Source organism: Aquirufa originis (assembly GCF_042714495.1).
Classification (GTDB): Bacteria; Bacteroidota; Bacteroidia; order Cytophagales; family Spirosomataceae; genus Aquirufa; species Aquirufa originis.
In genome coordinates this window covers 587,032-604,616 of record NZ_JBBKXY010000002.1, presented here as the reverse complement: position 1 = coordinate 604,616, position 17,585 = coordinate 587,032, and the positions used below count along the sequence as shown (strand labels likewise).

General features: G+C 41.5%; 15 protein-coding genes. 1 reads left to right on the top strand and 14 read right to left on the bottom strand.

The features are described from left to right. Positions 1–63: 63 nt before the first annotated feature. The 11 genes from SKC35_RS08045 to SKC35_RS07995 form a co-directional block, all read right to left on the bottom strand. Positions 64–846, bottom strand: a complete 783-nt coding sequence (locus SKC35_RS08045; protein WP_377978896.1) for a glycosyltransferase — start codon at positions 844–846, stop codon at positions 64–66. Beyond that, the gene (locus tag SKC35_RS08040; protein ID WP_377978895.1) at positions 803–2,251 is read right to left on the bottom strand and encodes a flippase; all 1,449 of its coding nucleotides are present in this window, start codon (positions 2,249–2,251) and stop codon (positions 803–805) included. The genes SKC35_RS08045 and SKC35_RS08040 overlap by 44 nt, the downstream gene beginning before the upstream one ends. Further along, on the bottom strand, positions 2,251–3,072 hold the full coding sequence (locus SKC35_RS08035) for a hypothetical protein (protein ID WP_377978894.1): 822 nt from the start codon (positions 3,070–3,072) through the stop codon (positions 2,251–2,253). The genes SKC35_RS08040 and SKC35_RS08035 overlap by 1 nt, the downstream gene beginning before the upstream one ends. 2 nt (positions 3,073–3,074) lie before the next feature. Then, on the bottom strand, positions 3,075–3,767 hold the full coding sequence (locus SKC35_RS08030) for a glycosyltransferase family 25 protein (RefSeq protein ID WP_377978893.1): 693 nt from the start codon (positions 3,765–3,767) through the stop codon (positions 3,075–3,077). Next, a complete protein-coding gene (locus tag SKC35_RS08025; RefSeq protein ID WP_377978892.1) occupies positions 3,760–4,479 on the bottom strand; it encodes a glycosyltransferase family 9 protein in 720 nt (239 codons plus the stop codon). The genes SKC35_RS08030 and SKC35_RS08025 overlap by 8 nt, the downstream gene beginning before the upstream one ends. After that, positions 4,479–5,513 (bottom strand): GumC domain-containing protein, encoded by a 1,035-nt coding sequence (locus SKC35_RS08020; protein ID WP_377978891.1) that lies wholly within the window; start codon positions 5,511–5,513, stop codon positions 4,479–4,481. The genes SKC35_RS08025 and SKC35_RS08020 overlap by 1 nt, the downstream gene beginning before the upstream one ends. Then, positions 5,513–7,948 (bottom strand): SLBB domain-containing protein, encoded by a 2,436-nt coding sequence (locus SKC35_RS08015; RefSeq protein WP_377978890.1) that lies wholly within the window; start codon positions 7,946–7,948, stop codon positions 5,513–5,515. Before SKC35_RS08015 ends, SKC35_RS08020 begins: the two co-directional genes overlap by 1 nt. Before the next feature lie 135 nt (positions 7,949–8,083). Beyond that, positions 8,084–8,605 carry a hypothetical protein gene (locus SKC35_RS08010; RefSeq protein ID WP_377978889.1) on the bottom strand — a complete coding sequence of 174 codons (522 nt, stop codon included), beginning with the start codon at positions 8,603–8,605 and terminating at the stop codon, positions 8,084–8,086. Next, complete coding sequence (locus SKC35_RS08005; RefSeq protein ID WP_269001138.1) at positions 8,595–9,056, bottom strand: N-acetyltransferase; 462 nt, start codon at positions 9,054–9,056, stop codon at positions 8,595–8,597. Before SKC35_RS08005 ends, SKC35_RS08010 begins: the two co-directional genes overlap by 11 nt. A 318-nt stretch (positions 9,057–9,374) precedes the next feature. Next, positions 9,375–10,472 carry a Wzz/FepE/Etk N-terminal domain-containing protein gene (locus tag SKC35_RS08000; protein WP_377978888.1) on the bottom strand — a complete coding sequence of 366 codons (1,098 nt, stop codon included), beginning with the start codon at positions 10,470–10,472 and terminating at the stop codon, positions 9,375–9,377. A 21-nt stretch (positions 10,473–10,493) separates the two neighbouring features. Continuing rightward, positions 10,494–12,890, bottom strand: a complete 2,397-nt coding sequence (locus tag SKC35_RS07995; protein WP_377978887.1) for an SLBB domain-containing protein — start codon at positions 12,888–12,890, stop codon at positions 10,494–10,496. Positions 12,891–13,176: 286 nt separating this feature from the next. Here SKC35_RS07995 and SKC35_RS07990 point away from each other — a divergent pair, with 286 nt between their 5' ends. Then, positions 13,177–14,718 carry a Fic family protein gene (locus SKC35_RS07990; RefSeq protein WP_377978886.1) on the top strand — a complete coding sequence of 514 codons (1,542 nt, stop codon included), beginning with the start codon at positions 13,177–13,179 and terminating at the stop codon, positions 14,716–14,718. A 344-nt stretch (positions 14,719–15,062) separates the two neighbouring features. On the opposite strand, the gene SKC35_RS07985 is transcribed toward SKC35_RS07990, so the two are convergent. The 3 genes from SKC35_RS07985 to SKC35_RS07975 all read right to left on the bottom strand — a co-directional run bounded on the left by SKC35_RS07985 (position 15,063) and on the right by SKC35_RS07975 (position 17,583). Beyond that, positions 15,063–15,695: an MltR family transcriptional regulator gene (locus tag SKC35_RS07985; RefSeq protein WP_377978885.1), complete on the bottom strand. Its 633-nt coding sequence runs from the start codon at positions 15,693–15,695 to the stop codon at positions 15,063–15,065. A gap of 16 nt (positions 15,696–15,711) precedes the next feature. Further along, positions 15,712–16,820 (bottom strand): IS3 family transposase gene (locus SKC35_RS07980; RefSeq protein WP_377978884.1). Its coding sequence is split into 2 segments (ribosomal slippage): positions 15,712–16,559 and positions 16,559–16,820, totalling 1,110 coding nucleotides; the frame shifts between segments, so codons are not numbered across the junction. Positions 16,821–17,031: 211 nt separating this feature from the next. Then, positions 17,032–17,583, bottom strand: coding sequence for a sugar transferase (locus SKC35_RS07975; RefSeq protein WP_377978883.1), 552 nt, complete (start codon positions 17,581–17,583; stop codon positions 17,032–17,034). Positions 17,584–17,585 lie beyond the last annotated feature (2 nt).

Sequence of the window (17,585 nt, the reverse complement as noted above, 5' to 3'; positions counted from 1 at the left end):
GCACACTATCAAATCTGTTTCTTAAAAGTGTTAAAAACAACAAATTTAAGAAACAGATAATCACTAATGTAGCTTTATGTAGTGCTTGAACAATTGAACGAGATTCCGAATCTCTTGAAGCAAACTAGATTCTGCATCTCCCTTAGCCAGTGGCAATATATGTTTGTATTTTCTATGTACTTGAAGTAAGGCTGTTAACCAGCCCAGTTGTAAATTACCTAAGGAGAAATGTTCCAGTACCACGTCCTGAATGACTGCTACCTTGTATCCATTTTCTTGAACTGCTAAGGATATGTCCAAATCGTATCCATGAAATCCTTTTAAAGTCTGATCAAAATGAGCCCCTACCTCTTTTCGCAAAGCCATGAATACACCATCGATCACGGCTACTTCCACTAATTTACCAGCTTCAAACCCTTGATTTTGATCTTCTGTTTGGCCTCCGGGCTTATGCTGTAAAATTCGGATCACCTTTTCGTTTTCTGAGCAATCCCACCAGGCTGAAGGAATGAATGTATGTATTTTAGCACCTGCAACACCAATTAAACCAATAGTAGAATCACTGTTAAAATGACCTAACAACGTTTTACCCCAATCTTGAGTGTGAAAAATTACATCTTCGTGCAGAAATAAACATAACTCTCCGCTACTTTTTTTCAATCCAGTTTCATAGGCTTGTGTAATCGATTCCGCTCCTGAAATAATCTCAAGTTCGAATGGTATGCCAATGGTTTGATTGATATTGGCTACCAATTGATCGCACAATTCTTTATTCTTTGAACAAATAACGATGGATAGCATACTAATCCTTTTGAAGATGGTCAATCCATCGTTTGATTTGCGCACTGAACACATTTTGAGGCAGAATCACTAATTGATATACCACAAACCAAGCCAACGAGAAAACCCCTATTACCAGCAAACGCAACAATAGCGTAGGCACAAAGAGCTTAAACAAGAACACGATTCCCAAGTACGGAATCAGACCTAGTAATTGTTGAAAAAAGACCGTCGTGTAATTAGATAACGAAATCTCTTTGCGAGTGAAGAAAACGAAGGCGATGCAAACCGCTAATTCCGTCAACAGAATTGTAATAGCTGCGCCTTCTTCTTTCAGCGTAGGAACTAATAGGAACGCTAAAATAATACTGATAAACATCCCGATCAGCGCGGAGATGAGAATGGATTTGTCTTTGCCTACGGCGCTGAGGATTTGGAAGCCAAAAATCCCCGACATACTGATGATCAAGATCAACGGCGCCGTGATTTGCAGCGGTAAGATTGCCCGATCAAATGCCGTTCCTAGCAATATATGGATGATTTCCGGCGCGCAGGTAACGATTCCTAAGACCAAGGGCATTGAAAGACTCACGAGCACGTAGAAACACTGCTTCACGAGTAAAACGAATGCCTCTTTCTCTCCTTTGTGGTATAAACTCACGAGTCCTGGGAACATCGCCACCGAAATAGCGCTCAAGACGCCGATAAACAGGCGGTTTAATTTCAATGCAGAGGAATAATAACCCACGCTTTCATTATCTGCTAGAAAGCCTAATAAGATCGTATCGAGTGAGAAATAAACGGAGATCGTGAAGATGGTTAAAAACAGCAAAGCCATCGGCTTGATGTGTTTCTTCAGCTCCAGGTTTGCAAAAGAGAAGCTAGAAAAATCGAGCAAATCCCATAGCCTTTTTCCATTAAATGCAGCTAATATCACGGCTAATCCCACCTGCATCCGGAAATAGTTTACATAGTCATTTGTATTCCGGATGAATAGAAACACCGCGGCGATGAAGCAGAGGCGGATGACGAGGGAACGAATGGCGATGAATTTGAATTGGTTCATCCCGCTAAAGAACCATTCTAATTGGAACACTTGCAGGATAAAATAGCCCAACGCCCAGGAGAAAAGGGATTTCTCTGCGGCGAGTTGTGGAACAGCGATAATAAAGACGAGGAAAACCAGACTTAGTAGTAATGTGCCTAGCGCATTGATAATGAAAATTTCGCTAAACGTCTTCGTTAACAAAGTGCGGTCTGATGCGGCTTTAGCTACTTCACGCACCCCATAAATAGGAATTCCCAGCGCGGCTAATAACACGAAATACTTGGCAAAACTCTCCGCGAAATTTAAGACGCCCACGTGCTCCGGACCCAGTGTACGCGCCAAATACGGAAAAGTGATTAGCGGGAATAAAACCTGCGTAATCGCTAATAACACATTATAAAAGACATTTTTCCGGGTCTCCATTAGCGGTAACTCGCGTCCACGATCAGTTTATATAGGTTTCGAATCATCCGCGGGATACGTTGGATTTTATAGGCCAAAGGCACTCCGTGCACGTAGCGACGGTCTAACACGTGAAAATGAAAATCCGAGTCAAAATGCGCTGGATTTTCGGCGGCCATCTGGCGGCAAACACCCTGCACATAGCGAATCTCTTCTAGATTGGTCTTCCCATTCGAGAACATCCGGTTGTCCGTACGAATCGGACGCGCATGCTTTAGTTGCACTCCGTGCACCACAGCCGTTTTCGTCTTGCCTATCAAGCGTTGAATCGTAGGGATCAAATACACATCGAGTCCCGTACCGGAAATCGAATGTTTAAAATGAGGTCCAGCGGCCTGGAAAACAGCCTCGCTGTAGAAAGGCGACATTATTTCCACCCACCAGGTATCTTGAACCAAGTACCCTGGTTTGTGGATGAATTGGCGTAAATGATAGTAAGAATCGTGGTTCAAGCTAGGCTGAAACACGTCTAATTTCTCTAATGATGCAATGAAAAAGAGCTTGTTCAGATCGGAAACCGAGATGATTTGATCATCATCTAGAAAACCGATATAGGTCAGCGGAGTTGAAACCAAGGATGCATAAATGTTCTGCATCACATCACCCTTGCATTCTGATTTTATAGATAGATAATGCGCTACGGACATTGGAGACTCAGCAACCGCGCCACTGTAATCGTACAATAACCAATCGAAAACGGGCTCCACATCGAAATGGATGTGGTCCATGGGGCTAGACTTGCCGTCCCAAGTAATCGCAACGATGGATTTAGGTGTACGCATATTTAACAAAAGTACGATTGTATCGTGTTTCGGCAATAGAAAATCATCCGAATTAATTCAGCGGTCAACAGATGTCTGCGACTCTCCCGTCGAATCAACGAATCAGACGTGCGCCAGGTCGAAATCACTTCCGGGACAATGGCACCCAGAGAAATCTCCGAAGGATCCACAAAACGCTTGTACATGTCTACCGGATAGGCAATCCGTGCTGTTTTTTGTAACAAATACCGAGCCGCTTTGGCGTTTAAGGAATATCCATAAGCCCCATAAACGGATTTAATCAAAGGTTCTCCTATGCCATTCTCTTTCGTGGAGCGTTTCAAACTAGCATAGCCATTCCAAGCACCCCAGAAAAATAGATCATATTTCTCTGCCGTTTCTGATTGCAAAAGTTCCGGCTTCAAGATTCGGCTGTCGGATTCTAGTACTAAGAAATGCTCCTCTGAACTTTCGCGTGCAATCATACGCCACACCTTGCGGTGGCTCAATATCACCCCAATTTCTGTAGGCAATAATCCCTTACCGGTCCGCGAGTAAGATTTTTCGATCAAAGCCTCTAAAAAAGGAACGTGCACTCGTGACGGAAATACTGGTTCCACCACTTCTAACGCAGGAAGCGCGGATCGCATCGCCTCCACGTGGGCCTTTCGCTCTGTCTCATGCTCAGCAAAAAGGACGAAGGTGCGCTTAAACATGATCGAATTGGCTAAATGTACTGAAAGATCCAGAAGCTAAGGCGTCCGGCGTAAAGAAATCCTGCTTGCCCCCATCAGGGTATAGAATGAAATGGGGCTTGCGGCATAGATAGGCCAAATGTAAGGGCAATGAATCTGAAGTCACCACATAATCTGCCGCCTGTATCAAATCAATTAATTGCTCGAACGAAGCATAATCTGAACCGAACCGCGCTACTTTACCTTCCATCCGCGCCAAAATAGTGGAAGGAATCATACGCTTAGGCAATCGTGCATCCGGCAAAATCAAGACCTTGTCGCCATTCCTGACCAATCCCTGCGCCTGCAAACCATAAGCCGCATACACCGGCTCCCCTGTTTCGAAAATCGCTTTAAACGAATGACCCGTAAAGAAATTCAATAGCCCCAAGCGTGCGCTTTGTTCCACAAAATCAGACGTTCCTGGATTCGCACTTATATATTTCCTGATTTTCGATAATTGACGAAATGTGTCAATACTGAAAAACGTCTTATTCGTAAATAGATTTAATTGCGATCCTGTGATCCCGAAATCCACAAAGTCTATTGAACGAGATGAAATACAACCTCGAGACATCAGCGCATCATATAAGGGTTTCAAATGCAAGGAAGCGACGATCACATCGGTCGCAGCAAGGGCTTGCACCGCTATCGCAAAATCTCCGTAAGCGCGCAATAGAAACACCCGACGCATTATTTATCCGTATAAAGGTAGAGGCAAAGGAAGAATCCGACTAAAAGTCCAGCAAACAATCCTGCAAATCCTAAGAATACATAAGACTTGCGATCATCCATTAAAGGGAATTTAGGCACATCCAATAATTGAATCACAGGTGTCTGAGAAACCAAGGCGATGCGACTCATCTCTAGGTTTTTCGTCACCTCCGCATAGATGCTGAAGACGATGGATTTATCTCGTGAACTCACTTCCGCCGGAACAGACATGGACTTGTAAGCCACGTTCGGATCTAGGATCTGGAAAGAAGCCGCGTTATAGGACTTCGCATTTAACACGCGTAATAAAGAGTCTCCTCGCGCCTGCAAACGCTTCACATTCGCTGCTGCAGTGCTCGTTTTTACATTCACGTAATAGGTAGTGGTCTCTTTCAATAAACGCTCAGCGAAATTCTTAGAGAAGACTTGGTTTTGAGAAACCGTCACAATCTTGAAGATGGATCCCTTCTTGTTCAGGCGATCCACAGACACGTTTTTCTTCGCGATTTGCTCGTACATCACATACAAGACTGAATCTTGATAAACGGAATGCGCCGGCACAACAGCGGCAGAAGCAGCCGAAATAGCAAACGAAACCGGAGCTGGCAAGCGCTCCCCTAAACCCGTAAAGTCTAAATACAAATCAGCTAAGGTCTTTCCAGCATTACCCGAAATAGGTGTCAGCAACACTTTCTCAATAATCACCCGAGACTTGATGATATCTAAAATATTATCGCCCGTAAACAAGCTAGAACCGCTTCCTAGGCTACCTAAATCCAAACCTACTTGTGATGCAATCCCCGCAAGGCCTCCGCCACCGGCAGATTTCTCTTCTAGGATAAACGTGGTAGACGCCGCATACGCAGGCTTTTGCAAGGCACGGTAGATCAATGGTAAAACAAGACCTACGACAGCGCACATAGCGATTAATATAGCTTGAGAGCGCAAGTAGCTAAAGAATCGTTTGATCGATTCGATCACATCTCCCAGCACGATAGTTTTCTTGTCTGCCATTATTTCACCGTGTTAATTAAAGCGATAATTAAGCCTCCTAAGGATGCTAAACCAGTTCCCATCGCGATGTACTCTGGCGTTGAAATAGGACGCTTATCCTTCTTCGCAGGCACATATACCTCCGCACCTGGCTCTAGGCTAGGGTAGAAGCGGAAGAACAGGAAACGTTTCGTTGTTTTGATCTCGCCATTCGGACGCACCATGTAGGCGTAACGGCGGGCTGCGTTAGGCGCGAACCAACCAGATTCAGAGATCAAACGACGGAAGCCTAAACCACTATGGTAGGCGATTTGGCGAGGGACATTCACAGCCCCAAAAGTCTGCACCGTCTGCGTTAACTTAGGCACTTTGATCACGTCACCCTCTTCTAAAATAATATCATAAAGCGAACCTGGCTTTTCCATTGCCTCTGCTAGACGAATGCCTACTGGCTTTTGATCCACTAACAAACCATTCACGTTCGATGCAATCTTCGCCGTATCAGTTGCGGCAAATGAATTGCCTGAACTACGCTTCGATTGATTTGAAATCGTATTGATCTTGGAAGAGAACAGCGCCTCATCAGCTGACGTTTGGTTCACCCGCGTCTTGCGTAATAAGATCGCACCCGTTGCATAACCCGTTTGCTTCAGACCACCTGAACGCGCAATGATATCCGAAAGTCGCTCCTTATTTCCGGATAAGGTATAATTACCTGGATACAATACTTCTCCTTCTACTGAAACCGTGATTTGCGTACGATACGAAGGTGATTTACGTACGGAAACAATGTCAAAAGGCTGCAATACGAAGTTCAAATCCTCCGCCTTAGCTGATCCTAAATCAATCGAATGAATAATCGAATAAGCCGTCGTATCAGTCGAAGATGTAGATAACAAACGACGCGAAACTTCGATACGCGAACGCGATGCCCCTTCTTTAAAACCATCCGCTAACAGAATTAAATCTTGCACGCGCATATTGTCCGCAAAAGTGAACGTCGCTGGGCGATTCACCTCCCCGTTTATCGTCACAGAATAGGCCTCACGCAAACTCGTGATGGGGTAAATATGAATCTTATCTTCGCGTTGCAAACGGATATCGGTCTTACCTGAAAGCACGTCCTTTACATTAAAAGGCAGCACCGCAGGCGTTAAATCAGGATTCAAGCGACTCAATAGTGCACGCTCGGTAAACGCATTTTCTTTCACGCGGACCGCTACTAATAAGTCTTTCAAATTCGTAAATTCATTCAAGCCATATTCCCCTGGATAGTACACCGCCCCATCGATAAAGGCTCTATTTGTGAAGGTGTTTGCCAAAGCATCTACCACCAAGGTGTCTCCAGAGTGTAATTGAAACGTCGAAAGACCATCAGACTTCACGGAGAAAACCTCAAATCCTGTAGCACCCATTCTCTTCACACGAATACGCTCCTTGAATGCGTCATCTGCAAATCCACCCGCATAACGCAAGATATCCGCTGCATTTTCGCCTTTCTTTACGTCGAACAAGGCTTTTTTCTTCACTGCGCCACTCACCGCCACGCGTGACTCGTAAGTTCCTACGCGGATCACATCGTCATCTTGCAGGATTCTATTTTTAGACAAATCCCCCTTTAACAAGAAGTCATACAAATCTAAAGTCGTAATCGTTTTCCCATTACGCACTAATTCAATTTTGCGGAAAGAACCCAGATCAGATGGCCCTCCAGAAGCATACAGCGCATTCATCAAGGTAGAAAGGGAGGAAACAGAATAGTTACCCGGTTTCTTCACCTCGCCCACTAAAGTCACTCGAATCGAACGTAATTGACCTAAGGAAACCATCACTTTCGTGCTGCCGCCCGCGATGGTCGTGTAAATTTTCCCAGCCGCTTCTCTGATGCGAACCTGCGCTTCTTCGATCGTCAAACCGCTTACTTTAATGGGCCCCAAATTAGGGAAACGAATATATCCCTCAGTGCTCACCTTCAGCTTTTTCGTGCTTTCACTTAAGCCATAAATATCCACAATCAGCTCATCTCCCACACCAATCGAATAATTCCGCGGCGTAGAAATTGCCAAATTAGGCTCAAAACTTAGGTTTTGGTTTTCAAAAATCTCAGATCCAAACACGCGCAAACCAGATGGTGCCACAGAGGGCCCCGATATCTCAATTTTCTTACGTGGAACCGTAAATTCCTCTGACGTTTTCGTCTTGTAGGCGTTCTGCGAAGACCCCGTTAATGGATCTAAAGAAGCAATGCGGCGATTTAAAACAATGATTTGATCTGCAGGAACCCCCTTTTGCTTTAACACTTGCTCCACTTCCTCCGGCGCAAGACCCTGCAATTGATAGCGCACCATGATCTGCGCTAATTGCTGATCGCTGATGTTATTTATGTCTACCGGAATATCTTGCGCAAAAACGGGAATCGCCAAGATCAATAATATAAGTATGCGGAATGCTTTCATCTCTATTTTTTTAGGTCGAGTCCGAAGACAAAAAACCAGTCTATAAAATTACTATTTTATTTTATAAGATGATTGATAATTTATTCAAAGGGCAAAGCAGTGAGTTTGACTTATGCTAGTTATTGAAAAATCTCATTACACTAGTTCAAAAACCCTCACATGTTTGCCCTCTTCTTTACGCCATTTCTTTTCAGAAGAAATAGTCTCCATAAATTTATCTTTTAAATAGACTTCGAGCCAGGTATTGCTTTGAAAGAGACAAACGTTTTTATATACTTTCTCTGAATGGATAATAAGCCTTAGGATAAATTCCTCCTTGGGCTCTCTATGGTTATTAATTACTTGGCTTAAACTAATAGGATTTACATCAATATCTTGAGCAAAGAGCTTTCTTTTAGGGTAGATAGTATCCACATAAAATTCCAAAAATACAGGAAATTGACTTTTTGTACTATTCGAGTTAGATGATAAAAATTCTTCCATTTTCAATTTTAATTGAAGTAAACGAGCGCGCCTTATATCTTGGGATGCCAATTTCCCTTTTCTTAAAGCGCGCGCTTTTGAAAGAGCCTTTAATTCCTTTTCTCCATCCAAATGAGAGCTCTCTCGAGAGTCTAATAAACTCTCAGGATCTAAAATAAGGCTTTCATTTATCATGGTCATACATGTTTATCACTTCCAAAATTTCAGGCACCTCCAGACTCAGTAATCTGCCCTGTTGTTTCATTTTATATTTTTCTTGATAGTGCTTACTTACAAGTGTTTTAGGCCTAATCACAACACAAGCATTTTCTGCAAAATTATATACCGCGAATTTTGAGGCAAAAGCGATCAGATTGCCCGCAATTCCGTCAAATTTTTTATTCTTCCCTTTGTTTTCTTGAGAAACAGCTAGCAATCGAATTTTAATAAACCTTTCTCTGGAAAATATTTCCAAAGACATTAATCCGAGTATTTCAAGCGACTTTACTATTCGTAATTTAAAAACCTGATGATTTACTTCCTTCATCCAATCGAAATGGAAGTTTTCATTTTTTAAATCAGACAATTCTGCAGGAATTATTTCTACCAAAATCACATGACCCGTTCTCACTTCAACTACCTTCATGCCTTAGTAAATATAATAAAAGTTTACAAAAAATGTAAACAAAAATGAGTTTAACTTTTAGAATTTCTAACAGTAGATTAATTACTCTAAATGTACCCCCATTTACTTCAACGCCCTATCGACAAACTGATAATCCCCTAAAACAAAAAGCCCGCCTTCCAGCGAGCTTCCATTGTTTACATTAAATGACTAAGTCACGAAGTGACGACTAAATCGCGAAGCGATGACCAAGCCCGAAGGGCGACTAAACGACGCAGTCGTGACTAAGTCACGAAGTGACGACTAAATCGCGAAGCGATGACTGAGCCCGAAGGGCGACTACCCTAGTAGCTCTTTCAAATTCACCGTCTTAAAAAACACATAGATCAAAGAAAAGAACACCCCCACAAACATAAACCCAATCGTAATCAAGCTACGCTTAGGGCCATCCTTCTGAATCGCCACCTGCGCCGGTTCTAAGACCTTAAAAACGGGTGTCTCGCGGTGTAATTTTACCTTAGACTCTTCGTATTGTCCACTGATAGTCGTATACAAATTGTAGGCCATATCCACCTCGTATTGTAATTTCTTTTCCCGGTCTTTTGCCACGTTCAAGAACAAGTTCATGTTTTGATCGCGGTAAGCACTTAACGTAAATAAGGCTTGGTCATATCGTGAGCGCGATTCCGAAAGACGCTTTTCTAAGAAGGTCAATTCTTGCCTTGCTTTCTGCGTACGGTAATCTGTCACATACTTCGTTAAGTAGTGTTGAATTAATGAGGTGATGTTCGCCGCCGCTACTGGATTCGTTAATTTAGTCGTTAACGAAATGACACCGGATTTTTTATCAATCTCCAGTACCACAGAAGACCTTAACTTCTTGATGGCCGCTTGTTCTTTCTTGTTTAATTTCATTAAATCAGCAGAAAGCGCAGCAGAAGGCACCTTGTCTAATTTTACGTCAGAAACGACATCCTCATCATTCGGATCTCCCCCTAAATCAATGGGAGCAGCATCTTGCTTCTCGGACAAGAAGTCCAGAACCGTCTGCCATTTCTTGTGCTTCGTACTATAGATCTTAGCTTTTAATACTTCCTGTAACAAAGGAGCACTCTGAACGATGTTAGGGTATAAATCTGGACGAATAGCTTCTGCACCAGAGGAACTTCCACCTAGGTCTACACCAGCTAGTCCTGCTAGGGATTTTAATCCCCCCATTCCACCTGCACCACCGGATTTAGAATCTAATTCCGGTAATAGCTTCGCGTTAGAACTATACTCGTTAGGCTGCGTTAGGGAATAAATAGCCCCTAATGCCGCAAAAAGTACAGCACAAGTAGCTATTAAAATCCGATACGACTTCAGCGTACGGAAAATCTCACCAAAATTGATCGAAATTTCGCCACTATCTTCTGCTGTATTTTGTATATTATCCATTTTAGGTGCGGAAAGGCTAAATTAAAGTTTGCTTATCAACGTAGTCAGCGTTAAAGAAAGGGAGACTAGTGCTGAGGTTAAACCAATTATTTCTGCTGTGGTCATTCCTTTCTTCATGTTCGTCGGGAATTCTGGAACGACTATTTCTGATCCCGGTAAAACTTCTGGGTTAATTCGGAAAAATAGGAAATGACGACGTTTCGTCGAAATACCATTCGGCGCTTTTACGTATACATTTTTCTTATCCGCATATTCTGTGAATCCTCCTGCGCCGTCTAGGTAATCTTGCAAGCTTTTTCCTTTCTGGAAGGCAATCGCAATGGGATTTTGAACTCCCCCAGATAACTTAATCGTTTCTAGAATACGGGGAATTTCTAAGCGATCATTTTCCATCAATAAAAGATTATTGGATGAATTCGGGTTCTTTAGTACCTCAGATAATTTAACCCCTACCACCGTCGAGTCACGGTAAAGTATTGCTCCATCTAAGAATCCTTCCGGTTTTAATCCGCCTGCAGCTAATACTAAATCAGAGATTTTTTGATCATCTTTTTGAATAGCATAGCGACCTGGGTAGTTCACCATTCCCGCAATTGTCACCCCTCTTTGCACTTCATAATTAGGTGATCGACGAATAGAGATGATGTCAAAAGGTTTCAATTCATATTGACTTCCTTCGTTGCTGATATTCAAGCTTCCATCGATATCAAATGTCTTCACTTGGATTTTTTCATTGCTTGCATTGTCGCTACCATGCGTAATCACACGACGCGATAATTCAATTTTAGCATAACTAGCTGCTTCTTTAAAGCCTTTAGCCATTAGTATTAAATCAGCAACCTTCATTCCTGCGCGGAATTCGAATATGCCCGGTTTATTGACTTCGCCAAATATACTAATCCTTTGGTACTCCCGAAGCGAATCCAACGAATAGACCGTTAAGGAATCTTCGCGGTGTAGCGCGATATCTGCAAATTCGCCTCTTAATACTTTTCCTAAGTCGAAGGAGATCATTTCCGGATCGTAGTTTTCTTTTCTACGCGAAATGGTCGCCCGGTTCAAGAACGCATTTTCGCGAGGACCTTCAGCGCGTTTGATTAATTCTTTTACCGTCGTTAAACCGTTTTCGATGGCGAATACACCCGGTCTAAATACCGCCCCACTTACTGTTACACGGTTTTCATAACGCTCGATAATTTTACCCACAGAGATCGAATCTCCATTTTGAGGCTGAAAAGTCGCCACTTCATCTTGTGTGATGTTTAGTAATTTCAACTCACGCGAAGTATTTCTACGGACATTCAGGGAGTACGTATAAGCCTTATCTGTGAAGCCCCCCGCATAGCGTAGGATGTCTTTTAATGTTTCTCCTTTTACCGCCTCGAAAACCATGGGACGTCTAACTTCGCCGGCTAATTCTACGTGAGAATCAAAATCACCCACGCGAATGATATCTTGGTCTTTTAATTGAATGTTGTCTTTTTGATCCGCTTTTAATAAGAAATCGTATAAGTCTAGCGTGCGAACCACTTTGTTGTTTCTTATCACACGAATGCTACGGTAGGATCCATTTTCGTTAGGACCCCCCGCTAAGTATAAAGCATTGAATACGGTTGCCAAAGAAGAGATGGTATATGAACCCGGGTTCTCCACTTCCCCCACTAGGGTCACTTTGATACTGCGTACATTTCCTAAGGTGATAATGGCAGAAGATCCGCTACCAGGGCGATTCAATCCTTGGTATAATTGCCTTAAACGACTTACGATGCGTGCAGATGCAGCCTCAACGTTTAATCCATTGACATAAATAGGACTCAGGTTCAAAATCTTAACCGTTCCTTCTGGACTCACCGTAACCGTGTAATTATCCATTACCTCGCCAAAGATGTCGATATTCAACTCATCATCTGGCCCTAATGTATAGTTCACAGGTGTGGCGATACGCAAATCCGGTTCGAAGTTTAATTTTTTGTTATTGAAAAGGTTCGCACCGTAGATTTTTTTCTTAGGCAACAAGGTAGAATCTACCATTTCCTCTTCCTCCATCGAAACGTCTTCCGTATCTTCCTCATCCGAATTGACTCCTTTTTTAGCCCCTTTTTTCGTGCTCAATTTGCCCGAAACCGTTCTTTTAGAGGAGGTTTTCGATTTCGACGTGGTCGTTTTTTCCTTCGTTTTTGTATCCCCTATCTGCGTCAAACGGCTACGCATTTTTGCTATATCCGCTGAGGTATATCCTTGTGCTTTGGCTGCTTTTTCTAGTTGTGCTTCGGTCATACCGCTAGATTGGGCACGCTCGAAGAAGGTAGATATCTCTTCGTCACTCAGATCTTCTACTTTGCGTTTCGCTTGAGAAAAAGCTGCATGAACGAGAACTAAGAAGGAAAGGGTCAAAAGAATTCGACTGAATAATTTCATACAAGAATGTTATGATACGTATATTTTAGGCAAATTTAACTAAAATTTAGGAGAAGCAGAGCTTTCGCTATTAGCGCTGCAAGGATTTTTATTTAATGGTCACATGCGATACTAAAAAACCCCGACATTTTTGACCGCCAGATAAAAGAACAAAACAATACCTACATTGACAATTTGTTTTATTTGCAAAAATTTATAATTTTGATACAGCACGATTTTATAATTTAAACACAACAATATTTTATAATTTCACCACAACACAATTTCCTACATAAGAACAGCATCTATGGCAAGTCCATCCGAAAAGCTCGCGACTTCACTAGAAGTTTTGAAGCATTTACAAGACCAGGGGAAAATAGCACTAAAAAGTAGCGAATTAACCCGCACACACAAGGAAAGATTGTTGAAAAACGGCTTTATTAAAGAGGTTTATTCGGGCTGGTATATTATTGCCTCTCCAGATTCAAGTTATGGCGAAAGCACTTCCTGGTATAGTTCCTATTGGAGATTTTGTAGTCAGTATTTAACTTATTTGTACAAAGATCAGTGGTGTTTGTCTGCGGAGCAATCTTTACTGGTTCATACGGGGAATTGGACAGTTCCTAAACAATTGATTGTGAAATCACCAAAGGCAAATAACTTCAAGACAGATTTACCTTTTGGCACTTCGTTGTTTCACTTTAAATCGATAAAGCAAGTACATGTCGAAGTGGTCGATGGATTAAGGGTAATGAGTTTAGCCAGTGCTTTGGTCAATATCACCTCCAATACCTACATTCAAAATTCAACCGATGTTCGCACGGCATTATCACTTATAAAATCGTCTTCAGCTATTTTAGCTATCTTATTAGACGGAGGTCAATCAACTGTAGCTGGAAGATTAGCTGCAGCTTTTAGAAATTGTGAAAAAGATAAAATTGCCGATGAAATTAGTAAAACCATGCAAGGACTTGGCTACGATGTGCGTGAATTAGACCCTTTTAATACCAAATTACCTATTCTTATTTCTCCCAAAGAAACGTCACCCTATGTAAATAGAATCAAAATAATGTGGGCCAATTTTAGGGAAATTGTCATTGAAAATTTTCCCCCTGCACCGGGAATACCTACAAACATAGAAAAGTTTATCCGCACGGTTAATCAAAATTATGTAACCGACGCCTACCACTCTTTATCCATCGAAAGGTATCTGGTAAGCCCAGCGTTAATAGAACGTGTTAGAAATGGGAGTTGGGACTTTACGGAAAATGAAGCCGATCGTAAACAAAGAGACGCTATGGCTGCTAAAGGGTATTGGGATGCTTTTCAGCTGGTAGAACAAAGTATCCGCCAGGTATTAATTGGAGAAAATTCAGGTAGGATTTTAGCGAATGAACATGGAGATTGGTTCCGCGCGTTGTTTGGGCCCAGTGTTATTTCTGGCTTATTAAAGCCTTCTGATTTATCCGGCTATAGAAATGATCAGGTCTATATTTCTAATTCGATGCACGTTCCTTTAAACAAGGAAGCTGTCAGAGATGCTATGCCCGCATTAATGGAATTAATAGAACAAGAAACGGAAGCATCCGTTAGAGCGGTATTAGGACATTTTATGTTTGTATTCATACACCCGTACATGGATGGCAATGGTCGAATGGCAAGATTCCTACTAAATTTAATGCTTACATCAGGAGGATATCCTTGGACTGTCATTCCGGTTCAAGAAAGAGACAGGTATATGAATTCATTGGAGGAAGCAAGCGTGCATTTAAATATTAAACCCTTCGTAGAATTAATAAGCTATTTAGTATCAAAAACCATGAAAGGGGAACCTGTTGCGACTATTTAGAAAACGCCCACTTAAAATCTCCCGTTGTAAAAAACGGGGGTACTTACCATTGCATTGTGCAAATAGTAGACTTTTTATTGTGCAGATTTTAGGATCACGTGATGAGTTACAACTAATAGATCGAGAAATATGAGTATTCATAAAACCCTGTAGAATTCTACTCCTCAGCTAGTAGCTTAGCGAAAAAATATTCTATGATGAAAATGACACTAATTTATTTGGTTTTAGCCAGGACTCCTGCGTTTAGTTTGGACCACACTAATTACAGAGGTCTTTTACGCTGTATATCAAGTAGTTAATGGTTATCGCGCACCGAATTGCGCACCAAAATAAACTAGAATCAGTTACTTATCTAAAGCCTGCTTTGCTTGTTCAATCACCTGTTTTGTTAGTTTTAAAAGTACATCGAATTTGCTAAGATCAAATAAGTCGGCCTTATTGCCATGTTCCTCCGATTGTTCTTTTACAACACCTCCCAAATCTTTTATCTTTTTTAGAGAACTCCCAATATTTTCAGATGCTAATTCGTATGGTTCATAAAAATATTTGAACTCTTTTGCTGCATGTGATGATTTTTCAATAGCAACAACCATTCTTCCAAATAAATTATTACACATATATGAAATAAAGTATTCAATTATATCACGTGATGAAGCATTTTTCGTTTCAATCAATTTGGGAATTGGCAAATCCTCTTCCTTTGTCTTAGGTAATGGATAGAATGGAATTGGAATTAATTCCCTTTCAACACGAAGATTAGAAATCAAATCCTTTAAATCTGAATCAGCAAACGATTTACTTGTAAGTTGATGAGCAAACTTATTTCTGATTTTTTTAAATATCTCCAATTGCTTGAATTCTTTTTCAGAAATGAGCCCCAAACGATATGATATTTTAATTTTTGAACTAAAGGTTGATAAAGGACCAAATGCATTAAATAAATCATTATCAGATTTCAAATCTTTTATTAAAAACATGTAAGTACCCCCTTTTTCAGACAGTCAAAACTGTAGAGATTGGGTTATTAAGCACTTTTTCTTTCCATTCGATAGGAGTTAAATTTCCTAAAGATTCATGAGGTCTATTGTAATTATATTCTTCCATCCATTCTTGAGTTAGTTTTCTTACTTCGTTTAGCTCAAAAAAAAGATAAGCATCAAGCACCGCTTCTCGGTAAAGACGATTGAATCTTTCGATAAAACCATTCTGCATTGGCTTTCCAGGTTGGATGAATTGCAGGGTGATTTCTTGGTCTTTACACCAAATCTCTAAATCCTTCGAGGTAAACTCTGGCCCATTATCAGAACGAAGAATAGCCGGTTTTCCACGGTCTTCTATGATTCTTTCCAAAGTTCGTATAACTCGCTTAGCAGAAAGAGACGTGTCTATTTCTATTGCCAAAGCTTCTCTGGAACAATCATCCATCACATTAAACGTACGAAAGCGTCTACCGCTTACTACGCTGTCACTCATAAAATCCATACTCCAGATTTGATTTACATTTACCTGGGTGGCTAATGGCTGCTTTACACGAGCCGGTAATCTTCTTTTCCCTTTACGCTTACGGTTAAGCTTTAATAGTTTATATACTCGGTACACTTTCTTATGATTCCACACATTACCTGCCCGCCGAGTGTAGGCAAATAACTTCCTGAATCCATAAGATGGATGCTTAAAGGCTAAATCCTGCAACACATCAATCACTTCAGTATCATCCTTTTTGCTTTGGTAATAATACTGTGATCGAGGTAATTTGGTCAGCTTACAGGCCCTACTAACGGGTAAATCATACTCCTTGACGATTTGCTCCGTCAGTTCCCTTTGCTGGTAGGGCCCCAGCCTTTTTTTGATATTACATCCTTTAAAACCGAATGATCTAAGCTCAAATCAGCAAACATCCTCTTAAGTCTGAAATTCTCCTCCTCAAGCTCTTTTAATCGCTTGACATCACTGACAACCATCCCGCCATACTTGTTCTTCCACTGATAGAAAGTGCCTTCGGCGATGGCGTGTTCTCGGCAGATATCTCGGACGCTACGCCCGCTCTCCTGCTGGTTTAAAATCGAAACAATTTGCGTTTCTGTAAATCGGGTCTTCTTCATATGCAATTTAAAATTAAAGGTTTTTTCTTCAATTCTAAACTGTCTGTTAATTAGGGACACTTACAGTTCGTCGCAAATTCTTAATCGATGATCAGGAAGTCGCTGAAATTATCGATGTCGCATTGGCAGAAGTTTTTTACCTCCAAATCCCCCCCAAAACAAAAAAAAGCCCGCCATTCAGCGAGCTTTTAAAACAAAAATTCAACATCAATCAATGCGCCACCCCTTTACTAAAAATTACTGAAGTAAAAGTCTTCACCACTATCACCATATCAAACCAAGTCGACCGTCTATCTAAGTACTCTTTCTCTAAAGCCACCTTTGCCTCAATGGAGATCTCGTCGCGCCCGTTAATCTGTGCCCAGCCTGTGATTCCTGGCTTCAGTTTGTCTACCCCTGCTGAGACCCGTAAGGCCATTAAATCGTCTTGGTTATACAAGGCTGGTCTGGGCCCCACGAATACCATTTCTCCATTGATGATGTTGATGAGGTTAGGTAATTCGTCCAAACTCAATTTTCGCAACACCCCTCCTATTCTCAACAAATAGGACGCAGGGTTTTCTAATAAATGCGTCGCGACATTCGGCGTATTCTTCTTCATGCTTCTAAACTTGTAGATATTGAAGAACGTATAATTAATGCCCACTCGTTTTTGTTTGAAGAATATAGGTGATCCGTCTTCTATTAATATGGCCAAAGCCACAGCTAGAAAGATTGGCGACAATATGATGAGAACGATAAGGGCGAATAAACGGTTAAACATCA

Bases quoted from the DNA above. Each gene is read 5' to 3' on its own strand.
- SKC35_RS08040 (WP_377978895.1), bottom strand. From the start codon at position 2,251: ATGGAGACCCGGAAAAATGTCTTTTATAATGTGTTATTAGCGATTACG.
- SKC35_RS08035 (WP_377978894.1), bottom strand. From the start codon at position 3,072: ATGCGTACACCTAAATCCATCGTTGCGATTACTTGGGACGGCAAGTCT.
- SKC35_RS08030 (WP_377978893.1), bottom strand. From the start codon at position 3,767: ATGTTTAAGCGCACCTTCGTCCTTTTTGCTGAGCATGAGACAGAGCGA.
- SKC35_RS08025 (WP_377978892.1), bottom strand. From the start codon at position 4,479: ATGCGTCGGGTGTTTCTATTGCGCGCTTACGGAGATTTTGCGATAGCG.
- SKC35_RS08020 (WP_377978891.1), bottom strand. From the start codon at position 5,513: ATGGCAGACAAGAAAACTATCGTGCTGGGAGATGTGATCGAATCGATC.
- SKC35_RS08015 (WP_377978890.1), bottom strand. From the start codon at position 7,948: ATGAAAGCATTCCGCATACTTATATTATTGATCTTGGCGATTCCCGTT.
- SKC35_RS08010 (WP_377978889.1), bottom strand. From the start codon at position 8,605: ATGATAAATGAAAGCCTTATTTTAGATCCTGAGAGTTTATTAGACTCT.
- SKC35_RS08005 (WP_269001138.1), bottom strand. From the start codon at position 9,056: ATGAAGGTAGTTGAAGTGAGAACGGGTCATGTGATTTTGGTAGAAATA.
- SKC35_RS08000 (WP_377978888.1), bottom strand. From the start codon at position 10,472: ATGGATAATATACAAAATACAGCAGAAGATAGTGGCGAAATTTCGATC.
- SKC35_RS07995 (WP_377978887.1), bottom strand. From the start codon at position 12,890: ATGAAATTATTCAGTCGAATTCTTTTGACCCTTTCCTTCTTAGTTCTC.
- SKC35_RS07990 (WP_377978886.1), top strand. From the start codon at position 13,177: ATGGCAAGTCCATCCGAAAAGCTCGCGACTTCACTAGAAGTTTTGAAG.
- SKC35_RS07985 (WP_377978885.1), bottom strand. From the start codon at position 15,695: ATGTTTTTAATAAAAGATTTGAAATCTGATAATGATTTATTTAATGCA.
- SKC35_RS07975 (WP_377978883.1), bottom strand. From the start codon at position 17,583: ATGTTTAACCGTTTATTCGCCCTTATCGTTCTCATCATATTGTCGCCA.